Annotated in this window: 25 protein-coding genes, 2 tRNA genes and 1 other RNA gene; 3 read left to right on the forward strand and 25 right to left on the reverse strand. The window is 27.3% G+C overall.

Annotated features, from left to right (window positions below; all coding sequences use genetic code 4):
- Positions 1–77: 77 nt before the first annotated feature.
- Both gyrA and MCRO_RS00450 read left to right on the forward strand, forming a co-directional pair.
- Entirely contained in the window at positions 78–2,777 is a 2,700-nt protein-coding gene (gene gyrA / locus MCRO_RS00445; RefSeq protein ID WP_013054665.1) for a DNA gyrase subunit A, read from the forward strand.
- Positions 2,778–2,833: 56 nt separating this feature from the next.
- Positions 2,834–4,414: an MAG5620 family putative phospho-sugar mutase gene (locus MCRO_RS00450; protein WP_013054752.1), complete on the forward strand. Its 1,581-nt coding sequence runs from the start codon at positions 2,834–2,836 to the stop codon at positions 4,412–4,414.
- 31 nt (positions 4,415–4,445) lie between these two features.
- Here the strand turns inward: MCRO_RS00450 and MCRO_RS00455 are convergent, their stop codons facing one another.
- The 3 genes from MCRO_RS00455 to rpmG (MCRO_RS00465) all read right to left on the reverse strand — a co-directional run bounded on the left by MCRO_RS00455 (position 4,446) and on the right by rpmG (MCRO_RS00465) (position 6,399).
- Positions 4,446–5,492: an aminopeptidase P family protein gene (locus MCRO_RS00455; RefSeq protein ID WP_013054651.1), complete on the reverse strand. Its 1,047-nt coding sequence runs from the start codon at positions 5,490–5,492 to the stop codon at positions 4,446–4,448.
- Positions 5,493–5,619: 127 nt separating this feature from the next.
- Positions 5,620–6,165: an NUDIX domain-containing protein gene (locus MCRO_RS00460; protein ID WP_013054162.1), complete on the reverse strand. Its 546-nt coding sequence runs from the start codon at positions 6,163–6,165 to the stop codon at positions 5,620–5,622.
- Between the two features lie 81 nt (positions 6,166–6,246).
- On the reverse strand, positions 6,247–6,399 hold the full coding sequence (gene rpmG / locus MCRO_RS00465; protein ID WP_013054705.1) for a 50S ribosomal protein L33: 153 nt from the start codon (positions 6,397–6,399) through the stop codon (positions 6,247–6,249).
- 225 nt (positions 6,400–6,624) lie between these two features.
- Here rpmG (MCRO_RS00465) and MCRO_RS04220 point away from each other — a divergent pair, with 225 nt between their 5' ends.
- Positions 6,625–6,750, forward strand: a complete 126-nt coding sequence (locus MCRO_RS04220) for a hypothetical protein (RefSeq protein ID WP_013054546.1) — start codon at positions 6,625–6,627, stop codon at positions 6,748–6,750.
- A gap of 375 nt (positions 6,751–7,125) precedes the next feature.
- Here the strand turns inward: MCRO_RS04220 and MCRO_RS00470 are convergent, their stop codons facing one another.
- The 22 genes from MCRO_RS00470 to MCRO_RS00565 all read right to left on the reverse strand — a co-directional run bounded on the left by MCRO_RS00470 (position 7,126) and on the right by MCRO_RS00565 (position 26,055).
- Positions 7,126–7,956, reverse strand: a complete 831-nt coding sequence (locus MCRO_RS00470) for a deoxyribonuclease IV (RefSeq protein ID WP_013054434.1) — start codon at positions 7,954–7,956, stop codon at positions 7,126–7,128.
- Between the two features lies 1 nt (position 7,957).
- Entirely contained in the window at positions 7,958–8,902 is a 945-nt protein-coding gene (locus tag MCRO_RS00475; RefSeq protein WP_013054610.1) for a LacI family DNA-binding transcriptional regulator, read from the reverse strand.
- Between the two features lie 97 nt (positions 8,903–8,999).
- Positions 9,000–9,076 (reverse strand) — tRNA-Arg (locus tag MCRO_RS00480).
- Positions 9,077–9,134: 58 nt separating this feature from the next.
- Positions 9,135–9,231, reverse strand: an RNA gene (gene ffs, locus MCRO_RS04020) — signal recognition particle sRNA small type.
- A 78-nt stretch (positions 9,232–9,309) separates the two neighbouring features.
- Positions 9,310–9,384 (reverse strand) — tRNA-Trp (locus MCRO_RS00485).
- 10 nt (positions 9,385–9,394) lie between these two features.
- On the reverse strand, positions 9,395–10,498 hold the full coding sequence (gene ychF, locus MCRO_RS00490; protein ID WP_013054717.1) for a redox-regulated ATPase YchF: 1,104 nt from the start codon (positions 10,496–10,498) through the stop codon (positions 9,395–9,397).
- A gap of 387 nt (positions 10,499–10,885) precedes the next feature.
- Positions 10,886–12,271, reverse strand: a complete 1,386-nt coding sequence (locus MCRO_RS00495) for an MSC_0618 family F1-like ATPase beta subunit (protein ID WP_013054227.1) — start codon at positions 12,269–12,271, stop codon at positions 10,886–10,888.
- The gene (locus tag MCRO_RS00500) at positions 12,271–13,800 is read right to left on the reverse strand and encodes an MSC_0619 family F1-like ATPase alpha subunit (protein WP_013054274.1); all 1,530 of its coding nucleotides are present in this window, start codon (positions 13,798–13,800) and stop codon (positions 12,271–12,273) included. Before MCRO_RS00500 ends, MCRO_RS00495 begins: the two co-directional genes overlap by 1 nt.
- On the reverse strand, positions 13,800–16,142 hold the full coding sequence (locus MCRO_RS00505; protein ID WP_013054687.1) for an MSC_0620 family F1-like ATPase-associated subunit: 2,343 nt from the start codon (positions 16,140–16,142) through the stop codon (positions 13,800–13,802). The genes MCRO_RS00500 and MCRO_RS00505 overlap by 1 nt, the downstream gene beginning before the upstream one ends.
- 1 nt (position 16,143) lies before the next feature.
- Entirely contained in the window at positions 16,144–16,608 is a 465-nt protein-coding gene (locus tag MCRO_RS00510; RefSeq protein ID WP_013054778.1) for an MSC_0621 family F1-like ATPase epsilon subunit, read from the reverse strand.
- A complete protein-coding gene (locus MCRO_RS00515; protein ID WP_013054337.1) occupies positions 16,598–17,467 on the reverse strand; it encodes an MSC_0622 family F1-like ATPase gamma subunit in 870 nt (289 codons plus the stop codon). Before MCRO_RS00515 ends, MCRO_RS00510 begins: the two co-directional genes overlap by 11 nt.
- Positions 17,467–17,952, reverse strand: coding sequence for a DUF2714 domain-containing protein (locus tag MCRO_RS00520; protein WP_013054248.1), 486 nt, complete (start codon positions 17,950–17,952; stop codon positions 17,467–17,469). Before MCRO_RS00520 ends, MCRO_RS00515 begins: the two co-directional genes overlap by 1 nt.
- A 2-nt stretch (positions 17,953–17,954) precedes the next feature.
- Entirely contained in the window at positions 17,955–19,418 is a 1,464-nt protein-coding gene (locus MCRO_RS00525; protein WP_013054138.1) for an MSC_0624 family F1-like ATPase-associated membrane protein, read from the reverse strand.
- Between the two features lie 147 nt (positions 19,419–19,565).
- The gene (gene nusG, locus MCRO_RS00530; RefSeq protein WP_013054218.1) at positions 19,566–20,162 is read right to left on the reverse strand and encodes a transcription termination/antitermination protein NusG; all 597 of its coding nucleotides are present in this window, start codon (positions 20,160–20,162) and stop codon (positions 19,566–19,568) included.
- A gap of 11 nt (positions 20,163–20,173) precedes the next feature.
- A complete protein-coding gene (gene secE / locus MCRO_RS00535) occupies positions 20,174–20,398 on the reverse strand; it encodes a preprotein translocase subunit SecE (protein ID WP_013054320.1) in 225 nt (74 codons plus the stop codon).
- On the reverse strand, positions 20,398–20,547 hold the full coding sequence (gene rpmG, locus MCRO_RS04025; protein WP_083757850.1) for a 50S ribosomal protein L33: 150 nt from the start codon (positions 20,545–20,547) through the stop codon (positions 20,398–20,400). The genes secE and rpmG (MCRO_RS04025) overlap by 1 nt, the downstream gene beginning before the upstream one ends.
- Before the next feature lie 98 nt (positions 20,548–20,645).
- A complete protein-coding gene (metK, locus tag MCRO_RS00540; RefSeq protein ID WP_013054455.1) occupies positions 20,646–21,791 on the reverse strand; it encodes a methionine adenosyltransferase in 1,146 nt (381 codons plus the stop codon).
- A gap of 668 nt (positions 21,792–22,459) precedes the next feature.
- On the reverse strand, positions 22,460–23,833 hold the full coding sequence (locus tag MCRO_RS00545) for a leucyl aminopeptidase family protein (protein ID WP_013054603.1): 1,374 nt from the start codon (positions 23,831–23,833) through the stop codon (positions 22,460–22,462).
- Between the two features lie 112 nt (positions 23,834–23,945).
- Positions 23,946–24,818 carry a GTPase Era gene (gene era, locus MCRO_RS00550; protein ID WP_013054678.1) on the reverse strand — a complete coding sequence of 291 codons (873 nt, stop codon included), beginning with the start codon at positions 24,816–24,818 and terminating at the stop codon, positions 23,946–23,948.
- The gene (gene cdd / locus MCRO_RS00555; protein WP_013054166.1) at positions 24,818–25,210 is read right to left on the reverse strand and encodes a cytidine deaminase; all 393 of its coding nucleotides are present in this window, start codon (positions 25,208–25,210) and stop codon (positions 24,818–24,820) included. The genes era and cdd overlap by 1 nt, the downstream gene beginning before the upstream one ends.
- A 2-nt stretch (positions 25,211–25,212) precedes the next feature.
- Complete coding sequence (ybeY, locus tag MCRO_RS00560) at positions 25,213–25,689, reverse strand: rRNA maturation RNase YbeY (protein WP_013054294.1); 477 nt, start codon at positions 25,687–25,689, stop codon at positions 25,213–25,215.
- Between the two features lie 81 nt (positions 25,690–25,770).
- Complete coding sequence (locus MCRO_RS00565) at positions 25,771–26,055, reverse strand: hypothetical protein (RefSeq protein ID WP_013054736.1); 285 nt, start codon at positions 26,053–26,055, stop codon at positions 25,771–25,773.
- Positions 26,056–26,062: the final 7 nt, after the last annotated feature.

The raw sequence follows: 26,062 nt of genomic DNA on the forward strand, positions 1-26,062 counted from the left end.
TTAAAATATTTAAAATAATGAAATAACTTAAATTTATTTTTTGGTAAAATATAAATAATAGTTAGTAGAGGTATCTAATGAGTGAAAATAAAGATAAAAATAAACTTGAAACTGAAGAAAAAAAAGTTTCACTAGAACTTGATCAAGAGTATGAATACGAAGAAAACAATAGAATGGTTTTCAAGAAAAAAGTTGTTCAAAAACCTGTTGAAGAAGAAGAGGTTGCTCCTCAAGATAAAGAAGAATATAAAGTTCAATCACAGCTTATTCTTGAATCGTTTGAAGGATTAAGTCCAGTTAGAGTTGACAATGAAATGAAAAACTCATTCCTTGAATATGCAATGAGTGTTATTGTTTCCAGAGCTCTTCCAGATGCAAGAGATGGATTGAAACCGGTTCACCGTCGTATTTTATATGATATGTTAGAACTAGGAATTACTTATTCTTCACAACATCGTAAAAGTGCTCGTATTGTTGGGGATGTTTTAGGAAAGTATCACCCACATGGTGATAGTTCTGTATATGAAGCTATGGTTAGATTAGCTCAGGATTTCTCAATGCGTTACCCATTAGTAGATGGTCATGGTAACTTTGGTTCTATAGATGGTGATTCAGCTGCGGCTATGCGTTATACTGAGGCTAGAATGAGCAAATTAGCTTCTGAAATGTTAGACGGAATTAAAAAAGACACCGTAGATTTTGTAGATAACTATGACGCCAGTGAATTAGAACCAGTTGTTTTACCTTCTAGATTTCCAAATTTACTAGTTTCAGGTGCAACAGGAATAGCTGTTGGTATGGCAACGGAAATTCCTCCTCATAACTTAAGTGAAACAATTAATGCAACAATTGCTTTTGCAAGAAATAATGAAATTACTACTGAAGAATTAATGATACATATTAAAGGACCAGACTTCCCCACTGGCGCTACAATTCTTGGCGTTAAAGGAATACTTGATATGTATGAAACTGGGAAAGGAAAAATCCCTGTTCGTTCAAAAACAAAAATTGAAGAATTTGCAAATGGAAAATCAAGAATTATAGTTACTGAAATTCCTTATGCAGTTAAAAAAACAACAATTATTGAAAAAATTGTTGAACTTCACAAAGACAAAGTTGTTGAAGGTATTGGTGAGTTAAGAGATGAATCAAACCGTGAAGGAATAAGAATTGTTATTGATGTTAAAAAAGGGTTTAACCCTCATGTTTTATTAAATAAATTATTTCAAAAATCATATTTGCAAACAAATGTTAATGCAAACTTAGTTGCACTAGTAAATGGTGAACCGAAACTACTTAATTTAAAACAAATTTTAAATATTTATTTAAATCACCAAATTGAAGTTGTTACAAGAAGACTTAAATTCGATTTAGAAAAAGCACTTGATAAATTACATATTTTAGATGGTTTAAAAATTGCTGTCAATAACATTGATGAAGTAGTTCAAATTATTAAAACATCAGCAAACGATGCGATAGCACAAGAAAGACTTGGAACAAGATTTAATTTAACTGAAAAACAAACAAAAGCAATACTTGATATGAGTTTACGTCGTTTGACTGGATTAAATATTGAAAAAATGAACCAAGAAATCGATGAGTTGAATAAAGAAATTTCTTATATCAGAAGCATATTAGAATCAAGAGAAAAACTTATTGATTTAATTGTTGATGAACTAGAAATAATTAAAGAAAAATATGGTGATAAGAGAAGAACAGAAATTGATGAATCAGCTATAAGTTCTATAAGTGATGAAGATTTAATTCCCGTTAATACAATTGTTATTACAACAAGTGTTAAGGGATACGTTAAGAGAATGAAACTTGATGACTATAACGTTCAAAATCGTGGTGGTATTGGTGTAAATACAATGAAAACTTATGCTGATGATGATATTTCAACAATTCTTCAAACAACAACTCATACTGATTTAATGTTGTTTACAAACTTAGGAAGAGTTTATAGAATAAGAGCTCACCAAATTCCTGAAGGTTCTAAACAGTCTAAAGGGACTCCATTTATAAACATAATTCCTTCATTGAATGAAAAAGAGGGTGAAAAAGTTGTTTCATTACTAGCTGTTGAAACTTATAGTGATGAGCAATACTTAGTTACTGTAACTGAAAATGGAATAATTAAGAAAACACAAATTTCTCAATATGAATCAATTAGAAGTAACGGTAAATATGCCTTTAAATTAAGAGAAAATGATCACTTAGTAAATGCATTTATTGTTGAGGATGGAAATGAAATTCTTATTGCATCAAACGGTAAAAATGTTGTTAAATTCTCTTCAAATGACTTACGTCCATTAGGAAGAAGTTCATTTGGTGTTCGTGGAATAACACTAGCTGAAGGCAAAAAAGTTCTTACAGCTTCTTCAGATAAAGACGGTGATTTCATTCTTTCGATAGGAACAAAAGGATTTGGAAAACTTACACCAAGTGAAGAATTTAGATTAATTAAGCGTGGTGGTAAGGGTGTAACTGCAATTAATGCAGATAAAGCAGGAGATTTAATTTTTGCTAAATTTGTTAAACCAAATGATGAAGCTTTAATTATTACTGCAGCAGGTACAACAATTAGAATATTAATTTCTCAAATCTCGGTAACATCAAGAGCAACAAAGGGTGTTAAGATAATTAACCTTCGCGATAATGATGAAATTATTGCTGTTGAAATAGTTAAAAATGAACAAGAATTAGAAAAAGCTTTAACTCAAGAAATTACTATTGATCCTAGAGATTTATTGGATATTGACAATGACAATAATTAAGAAACGGTTATCCGTTTTTTATTTTTAAAAAACAATAAATATTTTAAAATTATCATATGCAAATAGATAAATATGTAATTCTTAAAAAGTGATTTGAATTTTATGAAAATGACCTTAATATTTTAGGTGATTTAAAAACAATAGACTCTGATTGGGAAAATGTGCAAGAGTCATTTTTAACCAAGCCTTCTATTTATAATGGTTTTATAGAATTTAGTGATGAATTTGGTTATTCATCATTTAATCTTTTTACCCTAAGTACCATTTGTTCAATTATTTCTAGTGGTCTTGGGATGAAGAAAAATGTCTTTGTTGGTATGGACAAAACTCTTCCTAATTCTTGGAAAGAACATTTAATAAAAACTTTTAATTTCCATGGTCATAAAGTTTTATCTAATGGTTTTGATGAAAATATAAATGAAGACATTATAAGAACTGTTGCTGATAGTCAAAACTTTGATTGTTCAATATTTATTATGAATGAAGTTGATAATTTACATGGTAAAATTAAACTCTTTAAAAATAATGGAAAACTAGTTGATAAGGATGTTTATACATCCATAATTAATTCCATATTTACCTATGAAACAGTTAAATTAGATGAAGTTATGCTTTCATATGATCAAACAAGTCTAAAAAAAATAACTAGTCATTTGTCTGAAGAATTAGTAAAAATTTATGTTGAAAAATTTCCTTCATACACTCAAAATTTATTTATATATGGAAACTTTTATGATAAATTGCAATATGAAATTTTTACAAAGGTTATTAGAAATTTAGGTTTTAAATTCAATAATGTATCTAAAAATATGTTGGGAAGAGACTTGGTAAAAGGTGCTTTTAACTTTCTAAATATTTTAAAAATCACAAAAAAAAGTCCGGATTTATTTTTTATTTGTGACCAAAGAAACATGCTTGAAATTTATTTAAAAATAAATGGTTCGCTAAAAAAATTTGGGCAGGATTCAATAGCTTTTATTTTTATAGATTTTATGTTTTCGTTTTGGAAAAAAAATAATATGCTTGATAGAAAGGTTGTTTTACCACCTAATGCAAGTAAAAAAATAATTACTCTTTTAGATAATTATCACATTAAACATATATATGAAAACGAATATATTGCAGAAGAAAATGTTTTATTTAATTATTCTAATTTCCAATTTTCAAGCGGAATTAAAAACAATCTTAATTTAAATAACACAAGTTTTATTATTATGCTTGTTATATTATTGAATAATTACAAAAATAAAAATGATTTGCTTAACTATAAATATAACCAAAGTTTAGAAATTTATTCGAATTACTCAAAACTTACAAAATCAATTAAACTTGACACTTCAAAAATAAATGAAGTAGAATGTACATTTCCTTTAAACATGAACATTACTAAGAAAGATAAAATAATGGAAATTATTAACTATAACTTCAGAAGAGACAACATTTATTATATAAACGGTTATATAACATCATCTGGAATTAACTTTATAATATATTACAATTTCTTAACAAATTCGTTAACTATTGAACTTGAACAAAAAAATAACGCAGATAGATTTAGATTAACTAACTTTTTAATTAGACATCTAGTAATGAGAAAGATTTTTCTTAAATTAAAGTTACTTAGAACCAAAAAGTAAAAAAAATCATACCACGGTATGATTTTTTATTTTATCTTTCATCTGGTCTTGAAAATACATAACGCCCTGTTTTAGTAACTAAGACGTCATCTTCAATTCTTGCCCCACCAAGTCCTTCGATATAAATTCCTGGTTCAACAGTTATTATCATTCCTTCTTCTAAAATTGTATGATCATTTTTTGAAGCTCTTGGCAATTCATGAATATCAATACCTAAACCATGTCCAGTTGAGTGAACAAAATATTCGCCATAACCAGCTGCCTCAATGTAATCACGACATATTTTATCAACATCACTTGCTTTAATTCCTGGTTTAACAATATCTCTACCTTTTTTAGCTGCCTGTTTAACAATGTTAAGAATTTCTAATAATTTTGGATTGTTAACTTTATCTTCTCCACCAAGAACATGTGTTCTTGTTATATCAGCACAAAATCCTTTATATAAGGCACCAAAGTCAATTTTAAGCAGTTCACCTTCAACAAGTTTTTTATCTGTTGGATGATGGTGTGGTTCAGCTGATGAAGTAGAAGCCGCAACTATTTCATCAAAACTTTCTTTGTCTCCACCATGTTTCTTAAGTAGGTAGTTTAAGTATGCAGCTACTTCTTTTTCAGTCATTCCCGGTTTAATTCATGTTAATAATTCATCATATGCTGATAGAGATATATCAACAACTTTTTGCATTGTTTCAATTTCTTCTTTATCCTTAATTATTCTAAGAACTTGACCATCTACTCATTTAACTTCTTTTGGATTTATTATTTTTGTTAAATAATTTTCAGAATCTTTTGTTAAATAATTGCTTTCAAAAGCAACTGATTTAAATGCTCTTTCTTTAAATCATTCTTTCATTGATGTTGCTGTTAAGAGTTTAACATCAACGTTTTTTGCTTTGTTTTGAGCATATTCAATGTATCTTCCATCAACAAAAAGTGTTGCTTTTTTTGGTTCTATTATTATGTAACCATCTGTTGTTTGAACATTTGAATATCATAATCTTGTTTGAGGAGCTTCTGAAACTAGTGCCTCTACCTTAAGTTCGTTAAACATTTTATTTAGTCTTGATTTATCCATTTTTATCTCTCCTTTTATAATAATAGTTATTTCTATTATAAACAATAATAAAAAACATAATCAAAATATTATTGATTAGTAATAAATTATTTACACAAATTTTTAACTTTATTCTTATAATGTTTTTTTATTTATTACCAATAATTTTAAAAAGAAGATAAAGTTCAGCTAGCGATGAGTGATGCAATTTGTTTGATATTATTTTTTGTACTTCTTGTTCAGTATGTCATTCATTAAAACTTTTTGTCTCAAAAATACTTCCATCACAATTATTGTTATTTTGTTCTGTTTTCGAATCTACTTCAAAAAGAAATCCATAAACTATTTCATTACTTTGTGTTGTTGCTACATATTGATTTTGAGCTCTTAAGTTTTTATTTGAAACCTTTATTCCGCCTTCTTCTCAAACTTCATTTATGGCTGTTTGCAAGGTTGTTTTATTATTTTCAATAGTTCCTGTAATTGAACAAGGATAAGGCTCAAAATCGTCCTTTTTATCTGCTATTTCAGGCAAAGGTTGATATCTAACCAGGAACAAAAAACCTTCATTTGTTTTTTTGTATACAAGTGCAGCTATAGAGTTGATTCCTTTTCTTTGACAATATATAAAACCATGTTTTGTTTTATACATATCAATTCATTCGGTGCTATAAAGTAATTCGTCTTTTTTCATATTAAAATTATATTTAAGTTCATTAATAATAATTTAAAAATGCTCAATTTCTTGAACATTCTTAAATTATTTATACAAAGATTATTTCTTTTCTTTGTGTGATGAATGTGCATTACATTTAGCACAATATTTGTTTAACTCAACTTTTTCTGGGTGAGCTTTTTTGTTCTTTTTACTAATGTAGTTTTCCATTTTGCAAACTGTACATTGTAGTGTGTAACCTTCTCTTGCCATTTTTTAAGCTCCTTTTCATAATTCTTGTTAATTATACAATAAAAAAAATATTATGGAAAATAATATTCATTTCTATTAATCATTATTCGTTCATAAAGTAAAGTACCAATATTCTTTTTTTAAGAGTTGGGTTTTCTTTATGAATTAATAAAACTTATACTTAATTAAAATTCAAGCATATAGATTAATTTTTATAATAAGACTAAAATATTATAAGGAGAAAAAATGTTTAAATTAATAAACACATCAAACAAAGTTGTAAATGCTTTGAGTATAGTAAAATCTACAAATACAAATATTTCTGTTGATAATAAAAAAAGAAAAAATATTAATCTAAATTATTTCAAGTAATTCGCAAATAATTTTCTCTATATCAAATAAATTTTTAGATAAAGATAGTGCAACGAAAAATTACAATGAAATTACAAATTAAGAAAAAATAACCTAAATATTGTAATAATGAAAACCCTTGCTAAAAACGATTTTACTAATTATGATATTAATTTTATTAATAATGATAAATTTAAAAATAATTTCAACCAAATAAATTGTCTCTTATTTTCTAAAATACTTGTATGGTAGCCTAATAAGTATATATTAATCATTATCATAATTTTATATACTTACGTTTTTTGATTACTAACTCACTAAAATGTGTAATTTTTGATATAAAAAATTCACACAAATAAATTTTAAAAAAATATTGCAAAATGTGCAATATTTTAATTATTTCTTATCTAACAGTCTGGCAATTTCTTCTTTATAAATTGGTTTATTATCTACTCATGGGGTTTCTAATATTATAGGAATATTATCAAAATCTTTATCATAAACAACTTTTTGTAGTGTTTCGAAACCTATAAACCCAACTCCAACATTTTCGTGTCTATCTTTATGAGAGTTAAGGTCATTTTTAGAGTCGTTTAAGTGAATAACTTTTATGTGTTTTAACAACCCACTTGCTTTTAGTTGTGTTTTAAATTCATCATAGTTTTTGATGTTATAACCTGCATCTCAAATGTGACATGTATCTAAACAAGCTGCAACTCTATCTGAGTTAACATTGTTAATAAGATACATGATTTGTTCATATGTAATTCCTATTTCAGTACCCTTACCAGACATTGTTTCTAAACAAATTACTACATCTTTTGTTTTGTTTAAAATCCATTTTAAGCTATTAGCAAGCGTATTAAGTGCACCCTCACTATCAAAAGTTGTATAAGCTCCTGGGTGTAAAACTAGATATTTAGCTCCTATTTTGTTCATTCTATTTATTTCCTCAACCAAGAAATTAGCAGAGAATTCTCATTTAAGAGGATTTGCCGGATTGACTATATATGGTGCATGAATTATGATATCTTCAGGAGCTATTTTATCTTTATAAAAGAGTTGATATTGACTAATATTATAACGTTCAACATCAACTCTTTTTGTTGTTTGAGGAGCCCCTAGATATATCATCATTACATTAGCCCCATTATCTAAACTTTCTTCAACAGCACCTACTAAATAACGTGGTGATGTAAAAGAAATGTGACTTCCTAATTTGATCATATTATTTAATTATTTTAGCCCTTATTAATTTAGATTGCAACTTACCTTCAGAACTATTAATTAATATCATTTTTTCTATTTCAATTCCAATATATGCATAGTCAATAAATATTTTAGCTTTATATGTTTGGATATAATCATAAACTGATTGATAACCAATATCTGTTAATCTTAAACCTTTATCTCCGAGAACACTTAACGCTATAAAAACTTCATGTGTTGAACAAATAATATTAGATATATTTTCTTTTTTTGTATATCTAATAAACTCACTTATTACCTTTTTGGTTTTTGATTCTAAATAATAAAAATCAAATTCAATTCCAAGTTCATGACAAGCATTAATAAAACCAGATTTTCTATCTTCTATTAGCGTATCGTTAAGTTTTTTATCTACCACAAAAAGCATTTTTTGATTATCTTTAATTGATGAGTGGAATGATTTTGTCAATACATAAAAGGCGTTTGTATCATCAGTTTTAATTCAATTCAGTCCCTTAACTTCGTGGCCAAAAATTACGATTGATGTATCTTCAATTGTTCTTAAATAGTCAAATAATTCTTCATTATATTCAGGAACAAAAAGCACCATAGATGTAGGTCTTCAAGATAATAAATATCTAATCGATTCAATATATTCTCTTGTTGTTGTTTCGGTAAATGTTATGTTAACTTTTTTACCATGACTTTTTGCCGCTTGCACAATTCCATTAGCAATTGTTGCATATGAATTTTGAGGTCAATCAGGCATAACAATAAAAATTGAATTATCTCTTCCTCTTATTAATCTTGCTCCATGATTCGGAAAATACTCATACCTTTCAATTACGTCTTCGATTTTTTGTTTAGTTTTTTTTGAAACATAACCATTATTGTAATATCTACTTATTGTAGAAATGGACACATTAGCTATGCGAGAAATGTCTTTATAAGAAATAGTTTTCATGTTATTATCTTATCATAATATTTGTGGAAAATTTCCACAAATATGAAAAAAATTGCACAATAAAAATCAGTTAGATAGCAAAAAAAGAATAAAAAAATGGCGATCACGAGAGGATTCGAACCTCCGACCACAAGCTTAGAAGGCTCGTGCTCTATCCAGCTGAGCTACGCGACCACACTATGTATATTTTAGCATTTTTTTAATCTTTATTAAATAAATAAACAAAATATTATTTTTATAAAAAACCACTAGACACAACACGTTTCGATGCGGCTGCTGCAATCACGCCCTGACCGGGTTACGATGTTATTGTTCTAATGGCTTTGTTATTATATCATAAACTTTTTAGAAATAGAATTTATTGATAAATATAAGTAATTAAAATAAAAAATGACCTTAGTCATTGTTGGCGGGAGTTATAGGAATCGAACCCATTTAAAACAGTTTTGGAGACTGGTGCATAGCCAATATGCTAAACTCCCATTATGGAAATTACTTTCCAAATTTAAAGTGGCAAATATCGCCATCTTTCATTATATAATTTTTTCCTTCTTGACGAAGTTTACCGGCAGTTTTTGCTCCTTGTTCTCCATCAAAATTAATAAAATCATTATATGAAATTATTTCAGCTTTTATGAATTTATTTTCAAAATCGCTATGAATAATTCCTGCTGCGCCCGGAGCAGCAGTACCTTTTTTATATACTCATGCTCTTACTTCTTGAACACCTGCGGTAAAATAAGTTTCAAGTCTCAGTAGATCAAAAGCATTTCTTGTTAATAAATCTAAACCAGAAGTTTCAATATTATATATACCTAGAAACTCTTTGGCTTCTTTCTCATCGTCTATTAAGACAAGTTCAGATTCTACTTGAACACAAATAGGAATTACTTTTACCTTGTTGTTAAAATGGTTTTTTAACTTATAAAACCATGAATTAGGATCTTCTAAATTTTGAAGTTGTTCAGCAGACAAATTAGCTACATATATCATTGGTTTTAGACTTAAAAGTTGATATGACTTAATAGCCTTTAATTCTTCATCGCTCAATTCTATATCTCTAGCTGAAGTTTCCTTTTCAAGATTTTCCTTAATTTTTAGTGCAACGTTATATTCAAAAATTGCCTCTTTATCTCCACTTTTAGCCTTCTTTGTTATACGGTTAATTACATTATTTAAAGTCTCTAAATCGGCTAGTATTAGTTCATAATTAATTACTTCCAAATCCCTGAGTGGGTTTATTGAATTATTAACGTGGATAATTCCTTTGTCTTCAAAACATCTAACAACATGTATTATTGCATCAACTTCACGGATGTTGGTTAGGAATTTATTACCAAGTCCTTCACCTTTAGATGCTCCTTGAACAAGACCTGCAATGTCAACAAAATCAAAAGTTGCATGAATTATTTTGTTTGGTTTTACAAGTTGAGATATTTTGTCAAGTCTATCATCCTTAAGTGCAACTGTTGAAATATTTGGCTCAATCGTGGTAAAAGGATAGTTAGAAGCTTCAACTTGTTTTTTTGTTAAAGCACTAAAAAGTGTGCTTTTTCCAACATTAGGTAAACCTACAATTCCTGCTTTTAATGACATATTACTCCTTCAATATATAAGTAATATCATACTATATTATAATGAAAATAATCTATGAAAATTTTATATAAATAAACAAATATTTTCATAAATATGGGGTATAATAATGATGTACCGCAAGGTACACAAATCAATTATAAAAAATCATAAAAAAAATCTATCATAAAATAAAAAATCACTTATATAAAATTGTTATTAATTATATATCTATTATAATAAACCCTTAAACATATTCACTCTTTTTTGTCTGAAATGTTTGTTCTCATTTCTATGTTTGTTTCAAAGTTTCTATTTTTTTAATAAAAATTCTTTAATTAAATTTATATTTCTTTCCAAATATTTTAAATGAATAATAAAAATAGCCATCCCTGGGCTATTTTTTCTATATTATTTCAAACCTAATTCTTCATCAGTTGGAATTGAACTATTTCCACCAACATAAGAGAATATTTCTGGGCTTTGTTTCATATATTTACCATCAAGAATCTTAATAACAGATTTTATTGTTTCTTCCATCGGAACATAAACTCCGGGTTCCTTTGTGAAGTGTTCAGTCATAAAGAAGTTTTGTGTAAAGAAGTTTTGTAGTTGAAGCGCTTTGTGAACTATTTCTTTATTTTCTTCGTCTAAATCATCAACACCAAAGATTGAAATAACATCTTCGAGTTCTTCATATTTTTTAAGTATTTTTTTAGTTTCAATAATAGCATCATAGTGTGCTTTACCCAAAACTTTTTCATCTAATGTATTTGATGAACTAGAAATTGGATCTATTGCCGGAAAAATATTTTTTGATGTCAATTCTCTACTTAAAACCAATGTTGCATCAAGGTGGTTGAAGATAGCAACAGCAGAAGGGTCAGATATATCATCCATTGGTAAGAATACTGTTTGGAATGAAGTAATTGAACCGTTTTCGTTTGCAAATAAACGATCTTCAATTGTGGCAACATCACTATCAAGAGTTGATTGATATCCACCAATACTTGGTTTTTTACCAAGTGAAGCACTTGCTTCATTTCCTGCTTGGATATAACGATAAATGTTATCTATAAATAACAAAACATTTTCTCTTTGAATATCTCTTAAATATTCAGCTGATGTAATTCCTATTGGAACTATGTTCATTCTTGCACCAGGTGATTCATTCATTTTAGAAATGAACATCATTGAGTTGTTCATAAGTTTTGAATTTATTAATTCTTCATAAAGTTCAATACCTTCTCTACTACGTTCTCCAGAACCGATAAAGATTGATGAATCTGTATTGTTTTGTTTTAATGTGTTAAAAATAATTTCTTTCATCAAAACAGTTTTACCAACTCCAGCTCCTCCAAATATTCCAAGTTTGTATCCTTTAAATATTGGGATAAAAAAGTCAATAACTTTAATTCCGGTTTCAAGTATTTCTTGATTAACCTTAACTATATTTTGCTTTGGTATAGTTGTATTCATTTCAACATACCTTATTTGTTCCTTTACAGGAAGTGAATCAATTACTTTTCCTGAAAAGTCATAAACGTGTCCTTTTGCTTCGTTTCCAATTGGAACCATGAATGTTTTTCCTGTGTCATAAACTTCTTCATTTATTTTTATTGGAGCAACATTATAAACAACTATTGCTGTTACAGTTTTTTCATCAATAGCACTTTTAACTAGTAATAATGTTTTACCGTTATGCATTGTTAAAACATTATTAGTTTTAGGCATTGCACCAACTTTGAACTTAACGCTAACAACGTCAGTAGATATGCTTGTTATAATACCGTTCATTATTTTACCTCCAATTGATTTGAAATTTCTTCAATGATTTGCTTATCAGTTTTTAGGAATTCTGATTTAACCTTAATTTTTCAACCTAAATTATTTAGATTAGAAAAGTCTAATAATAGTGATTTAAAGAAGTTTTTAGTTAAGTCTTCATCGTTGATTTCACCACTCAAAATATTTATAAATACTTTTTTGGTTGTTTCATCTTTTATAATCATTTTATCTAAGAATTTAAGTGCTACTTGCAAGTCTTTCATATCTTTAAAAACATTTCAATGAATTAACTTAGTTGTTAATAAAAGTATATTTGGGCTAAAGTATGAAAAACCTTTTTGATTAAACATTGTTTCGATCATTTTACCTTGATTTAATAATACAGACATTTCTTTATTCAATTCATATTTAAGTGAAGCTAATTTAATTTGTCTTCTATAAGCTTTATAAATTTTAGCCATTTCACCTGAAATCTTTGTTAATGTTTTTGATTGAACTGATGAACCTGTACGAGAAACAGAAAGGTTAATATCGATTGCTGGTCTTTTACCGCTTGCATACATATCTGAATTTGTAACAATTTGACCATCAGTAATTGATATAACATTTGAAGCTATTAAAGATGTAATATCATTATCAATTATTTTAACAATAGGTAATGCTGTGATTGTTTTTCTTCCAACGAAGTTTCCTGATCTTTCAAGTAGTCTTGAGTGAGTAAAGAACATATCACCAGGGAAAGCCTCTTTACCGACTGGTTTATCTACAAGTAATGCAATTTCTCTGAAGATATTAGCATGTTTTGTCAAATCATCGAATACTATTAAAACATCATCATTTGCTGAAATGTTTTCAGCGTGAGCCATTCCAACATATGGTGCTAAATATTGTTCATATGGTGAATTAGCTGAGGCGCTAACTATTATTGTATAGTTAAGAGCCCCATTTTCTTTAAGTGTTTTATAAATTAATGAAAGCTCTTGTTTTTTAGCTCCAATAGCAACATATATACATTTTACGTTATCTGTTTTTTGGTTAATTATAGTATTAAGTGCAATATGAGTTTTACCTGTTTGTCTATTACCTATAATTGCTTCTCTTTGTCCTTTTCCAATTGGTACAAGTAAGTCAACCATTATTAATCCTGTATAAAGTTGTTTATTTAATGTTTTAACACTCATTAAATTATGTGTTTTTCCAAATATCTTAGCATCCCCAAAATATTCAGGTTTTTGTTCAAAAAAACTGCTTTCAGGTCAAATTATATTGTTGTGAATGTCAATAATTTTTCCATAAAAATTATTTGATGTTGTAACAACTTCGGTATCATCCGTAGGAACTAAAATATCCCCAACTTCATAACTTCCAGCGTTTGCTGATACAAGTAAATAGGCTTCGTCATTGTTTGCTGTTATTAAAATAGCATTTGCATTTTTATTCTTTGCTAAAACGAATTTTTGATTTTGTGCAAAGTCAACATTACCCTTAACTTTGATTATATAGTCATGAATTTCAATTATTATTATTTTTTTATTCATTATAAAACTCCAATCATTAGTAGTAAAATGCTTATAAATGCAGCAAGGGCAATAATTGAAATTATGCTTGCTATAGAAATAATTGTTTTACTTATTTTTATATTTTTCTTTTTCATTATTATGAACATTGCTATTACAAGAAATGATCCAAAAAGTGCTGTAAGCAAGGCTAATACGGAATATGTTGTATTTCTTGCAAAGTTATCTTTTTGTATATTGTCTTGACGATTTTGCAGATCTTTAAGTATAGGTAAAGTTTTTTTATCATATTCTTCTTTTTTATCTTTATTATCATCATTAATAACTTTATATTGTCCTGCTTCATCAACTAATCTAAACAATGAAGCGTGGTTATAAAAACCATCATAAACATCAGTAATCATTTTAATTCTATCGTCAATAGAAACTAAAAACTGATTAGATATTTTTCTTAAATTAACAGTTCTTGTTTGTAAATCGCTAAATGTTTCAGATATCTTTATGTTATTTTTCTTGTACAAATCAAAGAATGTTTTAAACTTAGGTTCTCATGTTTTGTCTTCTAAATATTGTCTTAATTTTAGTATTCTGTAATCACCTTTTGATGTCTTAAAAGGCTCTCCATTTATAACATATTCAAGTGATTTACTTAAGAATTCTCAAAATGTTCTTGGTTTATCTTCCTTAACATCTCTACCGGTTCTTATTCCTCTAGCTTCAAGAAATCTAGAAACCAAAGCTTTTGTATGTTTTCTTAAATATTGGTTGTACTCTTCAACTTTAACTGCATTTGAATTTTCAAGTGCATTGCTATATCCATTTGAATTTCCTACTTTGTTAGCTAGTTTTTCATATTCATTCTCAAATTCTTTAAGCTCAAATGTTTTAATGGCTAAATATACTGCGTTGAATAAGTCTATTCTGAGACTTTGATCTGGAATTTCATTGTAATTAAGTTTTTCATCTAATTTAAAAGCTCCATAGATGCTTTCAAATATTCTTCTAAATTCTTCATAAATTACATATCTTGACATTCCGCTTGAGTAGCTATATTTTTTAAAATCGAGATCATGGTTATAAAATCTTTTTGTACTTGAGTTAGCTTTATCTGTTATTAAAACGGTTGCAATATATTTTTTACCGTTTGGAACAATTTTAGTAACTTGGTAGTTATATCTTATATTAATTGGATTGTTAAAATAAAATCATTTTTTCGATTTTTGTTCAAGTAAAGCAGGGTTTGAATCATAACCAGCAGCCATTGATTTGTAGTCGTTTTCAAACTCGTCCTTAGTTAAATTTACAGGATTTAATAAAGGTTCAAGTGGAGCTATGTTTTCAATGTTTGGATTAATTGGTTTAGCTGGCTCAGTTGTTTCTGGGAAAAAATCAGCTGGTGCAGGTGGAACAATAGGAGGTTGGTTTTGTTGTTGTTGTTCCTGATGATAAGCTACGTTCTCCTCTAAGTCAAACTCTGTAAAACGAATTTTTGTTTTTTCTGCAATATATTCATCTCATGAAGCATATTTAAGAGGTTTGATGTTGTAAAAACCTATAGATGTGTTGATTTTGTCAATTGCTATTTCGAAATCTTTTCCATATTTAGGAGCATCGTTTTTATTGAAGAAAATATCTTGAAGTGCTTTTCCAAAGTGCTGTAAGTAATCGGTTACTAATTTGATGTATTCAGCTTTTGAATTAGCATTTACTTCTGGAACTTCTTTTGGATCAATATTAATTAAGTTTTTAACTTCATTCCCATCTTTATCTTTAAGGACTGGTTTATCATCAATTAAGTACTTATAATCATAAGGATTGCCTTCACCGATTCCTACAGGATTATAATCATTTCCTCTATATTTGACTGCTACAAGAGTAATGTTTTTACTATTTCCATACATTTTAGGAAAGACCATTCTATATCCGCTATCAAAAAGTTCTTTGTATGTCATTAACTTATCGAATTTAGTTGTTAAGAATTCTTTCATTGCCCTTGCGTAAAGAATTTGTTCGAATTTTTCTGGTGTTGGAAAATCGTTGTCCTTCCCTAATTCATCTAATCTTGCGTCAACCATAAGTTTAAAGTTTTCTTTTATTTTTAAAAGTTCTTGTTTAAGTGATTCGTCAAAAGCTTTATCGAAATCACCAAAGTCAACTGCATTTACCGGTTTTGGTTTAGGAGGAGTAACCGGTTTAGGATCTGTCGGATTTGATGGAGTTGTTCCTTCTTTATACATAACAGCTTTGTTAACTATTGAATTATGTTCGTTATTAGATATTGTTGTTGAAACAGAAAGAGACAATAGCACAGGAGATATGATTGATAAAGAGCCAAGAATTAATAATTTGTTTTTCTTTTTCATTTTACTCCTTTACTAATTGAAAGTTTCTTATTGCTTCCAATTTATAGTTTTCTTTTTCGATTTCATATACATCATAGTTACTTGATAAATTAAGCCCAAGTTCATCAAAGGCTTTAAGTTTATTAATTCTTGATTTGAGTTTTGAGTTTAATTTATCATCAAGTTTAGAAATTTTTGCTGATGACAAGTATGGTTCAGGTAATTTATTTACAACAATTTGCACGTCTTGCTCATTTGAATAAATTGTTGCATTTTCTAACAAGTAGTATACATATTCATTATTTCCTTCTTCATCAATTCTTATTAATGCATATGAAAAAGAACCTGTTGCATTTTTATTTAAAACACTTCATTCATCAATTAAGGATTTATTAATGTGTAGTGATGCATTTGAATGTGATAATGTTGTGTTACTGATGCTAATAAAAGTTATTTTGCTAAATTTTGAGATTGTTCTATTTTTCATCATTACCTTTTTCTAACTGAACAAAACTTTTGTTTTTAGATAACATAACAATTTCCTCAATTTGTTTTTCTGATTTAATTCTTGCTATTTTTCTTTTTATAATAAAAATATCATCGTCAATTTTATTTAATAATTGGTTTTCAGAAACAAGTTTATTTTTTGCTGTATAAAATGATGATTCAATAAAAAGTGATTGCACAACATAAATTAAATAGTTGTGAATTTCATTTTGTACAAAAATTTCGGCATTTGGATATACAAATTTATTAGTTAAATCATTTGTTTTGTTTTCATTGTATCCCAGGAAGCTTTCATCCATATTTTGAATAGGTAAAATATCGATGTATTTATTATGTAACTTTGTTGTGTTAAGAACAAATTTTACAAAATCAAATTTTCCTGTTGAATAATTTTTAATAATTAAAGACACAACATTATTAATTATATTGTCGCTTTGAGCATTATCAAAACTTTTGTAAGTCACTAAGTTATTTTTTTCTGTAAATTCTTTTGCTCTTTTACCAATTGTTATTAAAAGATCGTCGGTTTTTAAATTTTGAAGAATAACTTTTTCAAATCTTGAATAACCATCTACTTCATATTTTTCATCTTCAGTTAAATAGATTCAAATATTAGGTTTTATGTTTCTATTCTTTTTTACAAAGAAAACGTTATTGTAATCAATTAATCTAGAAACGTATTCTATATTGCTTTTGTTTAGATTACTTCTTGCTAGGTTAGCATTTAGAAGTTTAGATAATTTAAAAATTGTTAAAAGAGATAAACTTTTCTCAACTTCTAAAACGGTTTTTGCGTTATTTAATACAACAGTTTTTTGTACTAATTTTCTTAAATCCATTATTTAGCTACCGATTCATCAAAAGCAATTTTTAATGTATTTGTTTCTTGTGAAGCATAAACAATTATTTTTGGAAAAACTTCAACTTTTTTGTAATCTACAAATAAAAGTTTTTCAATAAGCAGATTTAAATCTTCAAAGTATTTTCCTAATTCAGGGTCTTGTGTGTTTGATAAGTTAATATTATCAACATGTTGTGTTTCATGTTCAAGAAGAACAGGGATTAAATTAACTTTGGTAAATCTTTTATTTGTTAATCATGAAATAGTAAAAGATTTATAAACTACTTCAAGTTTTTTAGATATTACTAAGTTAAATTTTTCAAGAAGTTCTTGGTAAGCATTTGAACTTCTTGAAATATTATTAATTAGTAGTGCGTTATTAGTTAATTGTTCAAACGATATAAATTGTTTATCATTTGAATATTGGTTATATTGTTGGTCGTTGAAAATTTCTTCATTTGTTTGTTTGTTCTTTTTAAACATGGTTACTCCTTAATTTCCTTTAGATTAATATTACTTTGTTGTTCACCATCAATGGTGATTTTTTCTATTGATTTTTCTTTTATAAATGCAACTTTTATTATTGTAGTTGAGTTGTAAACAACTATACACAAGGCTAATACAACAATTAATATATTTATAATATCTGACACTTTTAATTGATAATGTTTCATCAAGTAGATGTAATTTCCATTATTAAATAAATCTAAACTAAATGCATTAATAAATGTTGCTATTACAACAAAATATATTAAAGCAATTAGCATATATAGATTCGTTGCAGTATTTTTAGGATTTTTAATTTCTCAAATTCCTACCAATCCTGTTGTTAAAATTGCTATTAGTATTGAACCTAGAGATATTCAATAATTGTTTTTATTTAGTAGTTCAAAAACTAATATTACTATTCATGTTATTAAAACAAATAGTAAATTTGTTAATCTTTGGTAGATTGGTGTTTTAATAATTTTTGTAGTATTTATTAAAACTAATGCAGCAAATAAAACTAATAAAATAATCGGGAATACCAGAAGTTCAAAGTTAATTACTGTTGGTTTTATTAGTGATAAGTTATTTGATATTCTTGGAAAATGCATAAATATTCAAATTACTAATGTTGCCAATATTGTGTATGCAAAACTTGCATAAACTTTATATTTTCTTGAAACGTTTTCTTTTTTGATTAATCTGTAAATAGTATCTAGATTTGAACCGAGAAGTAAAACGATTACTAATGTTATTAAAACTGTAAATGCAAAAGTACTAATTACAGTTCCTTTTTTAAAGAACGATTTTATGTTTATAATTGTTGCGTTTTGATCAATTGCTTCATTTCCAATTAATAAATCAGTTCAAAAGTAAATTAATAAAGCTATTAAGAAATATAAGATAAATCTAAATATGTATGTTATTAAAATTATTGATGTTTTTTGATAATCCATTGGATATAACTTATTAGCATTAATAAATCTTTTGATAAAAACATTTATTATGTTTAAAAGTAAATATACAAATGCAACTATTGCAACAACAAATAATGGATTTATGAATTTTTGCAATTTATCAAGTGAAAAAAATGTAGCCATAAGTCCAATAGAAAAGAAAAGATAAATTAAATAAATAGGTAAATATTTTTTTGCATTACTTTTACTTTCTGTTAAGTTAATTGAATTCTTTAATAATGTAGAAACTATCACTATATAAAAAATCAATGAAGAAGTTATCGAGACGACATTCGCTTGATACCATTTTTCTGAGTTAGTAAATAACACATAATACAACGGATTTCTTTCTACTCCAAATCTAAAAAATGATTTATCGAATTTGACAAGTAGCGCCATGTTAAATGCAAATAGAGCAACAATAATTACTAACTTTAAAATATTAATTAAGTTTCTTTGTCTTTTAAATCATTCTTTAAAAATTTGAAGTTTTAAATTTATTTTCATATACAACCTCCTATTGTTTAAAATATACGCACGCGTTTTTATTTTTTTATTTTACATTAATATTTAAAATAAATTATTCAATTTTCAGAATTTTTATTTTTTAAAAAATAAGTAAAAAAAATGAAAAAAATAACTTTTTTGTAAAAGTTATTTATCTGATTTTAGCAATTTATATTCAAGTTCAACAGGTACTTTTTTTCCAAAAGATTCCAATTCAATTATCGCTGTTTGTTTATTATGATCAATACTTAGAATAGGACCTTTTTCACCTTGATAAGGTCCGTCTATAACCTCAACTATTTCGTCAGCTTTAAATTCAACTAAGTATTTACCTGTTTTATAGTCTTCCAGTGCTTTATCTTCTTGAATTAAAGATTTTCTAATTTCTTTTTCTGGAACTGGTGTTGGTTTAGCTCCTTTACCACTTGAACCAATTAATCCTGTAACAAATTGAGTATTACGGATAACGAATCAAGCCTCATCAGTCATATCCATTTTGATAAAAATATATCCTGGGTACATGTTAGCCCATTTTATTTTGTATTCTTCACCTTTTAATTTTTTTTCTGCTTCTTTAGGTGTTAAAACAGGTTTTTTAAAAATTTTAAAAGCCCCATTTTCAGTAGCTGTTGAATCGAATGAATGACTAACTTCTTCTGCTATTATACGGTTTTTAAGTGCTTCAACAACTCTATCTTCTTTTCCGGATACTGTTGAAACCATATATCAATTAAACTTATACATCTTGTAATCTCCTATAGACCAATTTTTAATTTGGCTCAAATATATGCAAATAGTGTTGTTATAGCAAAAACAAATCCCACAACAATTAATGTAAAAATAATTATCTTGGTTAATGAACTTCAATTAGTTTTATTTGAAGGTCATCTAACTCTTTTGATATCTAAAACAAATTTTCGAAAGTAATACTTCTTTTTTCTTTCCTTTTTAGGAACTACCAATTCTTTGTTTTTCCTCATTATTTCTCTTCCTTGTGCATTGTATGAACCTTACATTGAGTACAATATTTTTTGACCGAAATTCTATCCTGGTTACCAGAACTTTTATTGGTTGAGTAGTTTTTTCTTTTGCATTCTTGACATGCAAGCACAATTTTATTCTTTTGCATAATTATCTTATATTATACATTTTAATAATATAATGCAATAATTTTTTATTTAAGAAAATAGCCATATGTTGGCTAATTTTCGTTTCCATAAATTTAAATTATTTTTTTAGTTGTGAAATTGCGTTAATTAATTCATCAACTTTATCGGTTTTTTCTCAGGTGAAATCTTTTTCTTCTCTTCCAAAATGCCCAAAAGCAGCGGTTGCATAATAAATTGGTCTTCTCAATTTCAGACCTTCAATTATACCTTTAGGTGTAAGATCAAAAACATTTTGAACAGCTTGTGAAATTAAATCATTGTCATATTTTGATGTTCCAAAAGTATCTATATAAATTGAAACTGGTTTTGGTTCACCAATTGCATAAGCTATTTGAATTTCAACTTTTTTAGCTAATTTAGCAGCTACTATGTTTTTTGCAACTCATCTAGCTGCATATGCTGCACTTCTATCAACTTTGGTAGCATCCTTTCCACTAAAAGCTCCACCACCATGGTGAGCATAACCACCATATGAATCAACTATAATTTTTCTACCAGTAAGTCCAGTATCTCCTTCAGGACCACCTATTACAAAATTACCTGTAGTATTTATCAAAATTCTGTTTTCAACTGTATCAAAGCCATATTGGTAAATTACCGGTTTTATAATTTGTTCTTTTACAAATCGGTTAAAGACATCTTTTTCAAAATTTTCACTGTGTTGAATTGACATTAAAATTGTATCAACTTTTGTGTGTTTTGGATCTGTATAGTCAAGCGTAACTTGACTTTTCATATCTGAACCAGCTCATTTAAATGAACCGTTTTTTCTTAATTTTTCTGCTCTTTCAACTAATTTATGAGCTATCATAATTGCTAAAGGCATAAGTTCTTTAGTTTCATCAGTTGCATAACCAAACATAAGCCCTTGATCACCTGCTCCAATTTGACCATCTTTTAAATCAATGCCTTGAGCAATATCAGGACTTTGTTTTCTAATGTCAGTTATAAACTTTGTGTGTGGTGTCAAATAGCCTAAATCATGTAAAACAAATTTTGCTATAGCAATTACATCTATATCTTCTGCATTAGTTGAAACTTCACCGGCTATAACTATTGTATGACCACTTGCTAAAGTTTCTATTGCCACTTTTGAATATGGATCAGCCATTAAGTATGTGTCCAAAATAGCATCAGAAATTTGATCACATACCTTATCTGGATGTCCTTTTCCAACCGATTCGCTTGTAAATAATTTTTTCATAATATACCTCTTCTATGTAATAAAAAAGAGAAATAAAAATTTAAACATGTTAAAGTTTTCACTTCCTAGCATTCCACCTTACTTACTTTTTAAAAGTAAGCAGGTTGGCAATGGTGTTAGTTGCTAGACTACCATCCTCTTTATGTTTTATTACTTTAAAAATTATATTACGAAAGAATTTTTTAGGAAGAAAATAGAGAAAAAGGTGATTAAAATTATTGATTATAAATGTATTTCAAAAATAAAAAAAGTTATGAAATGTAAATCACTCATAGTTCATATAATATAGATAGTGACTTTTTAATTTAAGTGTTGAGTAAATTAGTAAACTTGAAGACTATGTAATTAAAAGTTGTGTTCTTTTATCTAATAGAACTCCATTGTAGGTTAATAATTCGTTTTATATTGATGTTTTCAGTGAAATTTATCAAAATATAACGATTAAAACACGTCTTGGTTAATTATTATAAAAACGACAAAACAATATTTTAATTCTAAAAAACTTTAGTAATAGTTTATTGAAAAATTCAGAGTAATTGTATAAGGTGACATTGTTTTTTGGTGGAACAACTAGTCATGATTTTATGAACAAAATTAAAATATAGAAAATCATTAGATTTATATATGACTACATAAAAAACGACCTAAGTAAGGTCGTTATTATTTTACTATTTGTTGTTTAAAGCCATTTGTGTAAGTGTTTTGATCATTACTCCTGTTGGTTGTCCGCCAAGGTCTGCTGTTCCAGCTACATCAAGGTGAATATATTCAACACCTTCGGTGAATTCTTTTAAGAACATAGCAGCTGATGATGAACCACCGCCATTTCCTGATAAGTCAGTGTTTTTAAGGTCTGCTACATAACTATTTCTAATTTCTTTTGCAAAAGCTTCATCAAGAGGCATTCTTCAAATCAATTCATTTTGTGTATTAGCAGCCATTGATAATTCTTGTCATCCTTTTTCGGTTGTTGATCATGCTCCGGTGTATGTTGATCCAAGAGCAACAAGAATAGCACCAGTTAATGTAGCGACATCAATTAATCTTGTAGCATTAAGTTTTCTTACTGCATAGGTTAATCCATCAGCCATAACTAATCTTCCTTCAGCATCAGTGTTATTAATTTCAACTGATTTTCCATTCATCGATACTCATACAGAATCGGGTAATGAAGCATCACCGTTTACTCTATTATCTGTAATGCATAATACTGCTGAAAAGTTTGCTTTTGGTTTTAGTTGTGCAATAGCTAATAATGTTGAAGCTACTATAACTGAACCAGACATATCGAATTTCATTCCAAGCATTGATTTAGAAGGTTTTAAACTATAACCTCCTGAATCAAAAGTAATTCCTTTTCCAACAAGAACTGTTTTTTCTTTACTTGCAGGATTTCCGGTATATTCGATTACTACAACTCTAGGTTCATAAACACTTCCTTTATTAACAGAAAGTAATAGACCCATTTTGTGATCTTCAATTTCTTTTTTGTTTAGAACTTTAAGTGTAAGGTTTTTATGTTTTTTAACTTCTTTTGCTACTACATCAGCTAAATATTCTGAGTTGCAAACATTAGGAGCCATAATTTGTAATTCTCTAGCAAAGTTAAGTGATTCAGAAAGAATCAAAGCTTCGGTAAGCGCTTCTTTGTATTCCGTTTCATTAACTGAACTAAATAATGTAATTTCGAATTTAGGTTCATCTTTCTTTGTTTTTAGATTTCAAAGTTTGTAACTAGTATAGTTATATGATTCAACAAAGAATTTAACCAATTGTTGAATTGTTACATCACCTGCTACGAATGAATCTAAATCTATTTGGTAATCTCTTTGTGCTGACTTTGAAATTGTTTTAGCAAATGAAATAGCATCTTCTAATTTATATTCTTTTTTGTCACCCATAAAAACAAGCGATTCTTTTGTATCAAAGTAATCTGTCACAGAAAACTTCTTTTCCAGTAATGTTTTTGGATATGCATCCTTTTTAAAAACGGCTTTTAATAGTTGTGAACTATTACGTGTATTTGTTATTTTTGTAATCATAGTTTCCTTTCAATGTATATATTATAAATAATTAATTTTAATATGCATTATGATTTATAAATTACTTTTAAAAAACAAAGGAATTATTTTTGAACACCTTTGTTTTTTAAAATTAATATCCGAATTTTTTAATTATTTTTTCATCATCAACTCATTTTTTAGCCACTTTAACATTTAAGTTAAGAATAACTCTACAACCAAACTGATGTGATATTTTTAAACGTGATGACGTTCCTATCTCTTTAATTTTCTTGCCACCCACTCCAACAACCATACCTTTTTGTGAATCTTTTTTAACAAAAATAGTTGCTTTTATTTCCATGAATTCATCTTGTTCTATGAATTCATCAATTTCAACAGCTATAGAATGTGGTAGTTCATCATATAATGAATTAATAGCACTTTCTCTTATAATTTCTTTTGCTAAAAAACGCATTGGCTTATCCGTTAAATAGTCTTGATCATAATAAGCGTTATCTTCATATGTAAATTCTTTTAGTGTACTTATAAGAAAATCTATTGATTTAGAATTTTGGGTTGATGTTGAAAGAATTTTATTAAATCCGTATTCTTTTAAGCTTTCTAATTTTTGCTCGATTAGTTCAGGCTTACCTTTGATTTTATCAACTTTTGTTATAACTGCTACTTTGTTTTTAATGTGTTTTAAATTATCTAATATAAGAATGTCGCCCTTACCAATTGTTTCATCAGCAGGTGTTAAAAAGAGCGCTAGATCATTGTTTTTAACTGTGTCATAGGCATTTTTGTTTAATGCTTCACCTAATTTATTGATTGGTTTATGTATTCCTGGTGTGTCTGTGAATATGATTTGATATCCTTCTTCGTTATACACACCTGTAATTTGATCTCTGGTAGTTTGAGGCGTTGGAGTTACTATTGAAAGATTATAAGAAAGTATCGAATTTAATAAAGAACTCTTACCAACATTTGGCCTTCCTAATATCGTGCAGAAACATACTTTCATTAGAATATATCATCATTTCTAATTGGGAATGGAACCAACTCTTTAATTGTCACTTTTCTAAAATCTATTGCATTGTTTTTGTACATAAATACTTTTGCATCGTCTTTCATAAATTCAGTCATAACTTGTCTGCAACCAGCACAAGGACTGATATAATCATCAAGTTGAGAGATGATATGAATCTCCTTAAAATCACCCACTTTTCCACCATAAGCAACCGAACCAAATAAAGCGCTTCTTTCAGCACAAAGTCCTGATGGATAGGCTGCATTTTCAACATTAACTCCATAATATTCTTTTCCATCATTGTCAATTGCGATTGCGGCAACCTTGAATTTTGAATATGGTGAGTATGACTTAGCAAGTAATTCTCTTAATTTTTTATTTTCCATTATTATTCCTCTTCTCTTGTAATGTTTAAAGGTGAAAATATAGTATCAACCAATTTATTCATTTCTATTCTTTCATCTTCTAGTTCATGGTCATAACCCATCAGGTGAATTAGTCCATGAGCAAATAAATAACAATATTCTCTCTTTAAAGAGTGATTAAACTCTTGCGATTGTTCTTCAACTTTTTGCGAAGATATTACTAATTCACCCAAATGAATGAAAGGTATTTTTGAATTAAAATCTATTTTTCCAAAGTCAAATGATAATATATCGGTGACATAATCTTTGTTTCTGTACGATTTGTTCAATTCCTTAATTTTTTTGTTATCAACAAAAGTTACATCAACCTGAATATCCTTCTTAATATTAAAATGTTTAACAAGATTTTTTAAAATTTCTTGATATTCCTTTTTGAATTTAAAACCGTATTTCCTATGATTTGCATAATTGATTTCTATATTTTTATCCAAATTATTCATAAAAAAATTATAGCATATTATTTATTTCATTTAGGTCCAAGAATATTGCTAAATTAACTTTTTTGTTCTCAAATTAAAACACTACTTATTTGTTAATATACAAAATATATTAATTGATTTGATAAACATAGAACAACTAAGACCATTTGTAAAATTAAGCTTTTCATTAATAGGTTCTAATATATTAATATTAGTTTTTTGATTTTTAGTTTCAAGTATTAAACATGAATATTTGTATATTTTATTTTCGAACTTAATAATTATTTCACTTTTTTTATTTATAGAATTTAGTGATTCATTAACAAATAATTTTCCATGATCTTCATATATGTAGCATGATTTATATGAAGGTATTTTTATTGACATAATCAAA

The sequence above is a fragment of the Mycoplasma crocodyli MP145 genome (assembly GCF_000025845.1).
Taxonomy (GTDB): domain Bacteria; phylum Bacillota_I; class Bacilli_A; order Mycoplasmatales; family Metamycoplasmataceae; genus Mycoplasmopsis; species Mycoplasmopsis crocodyli.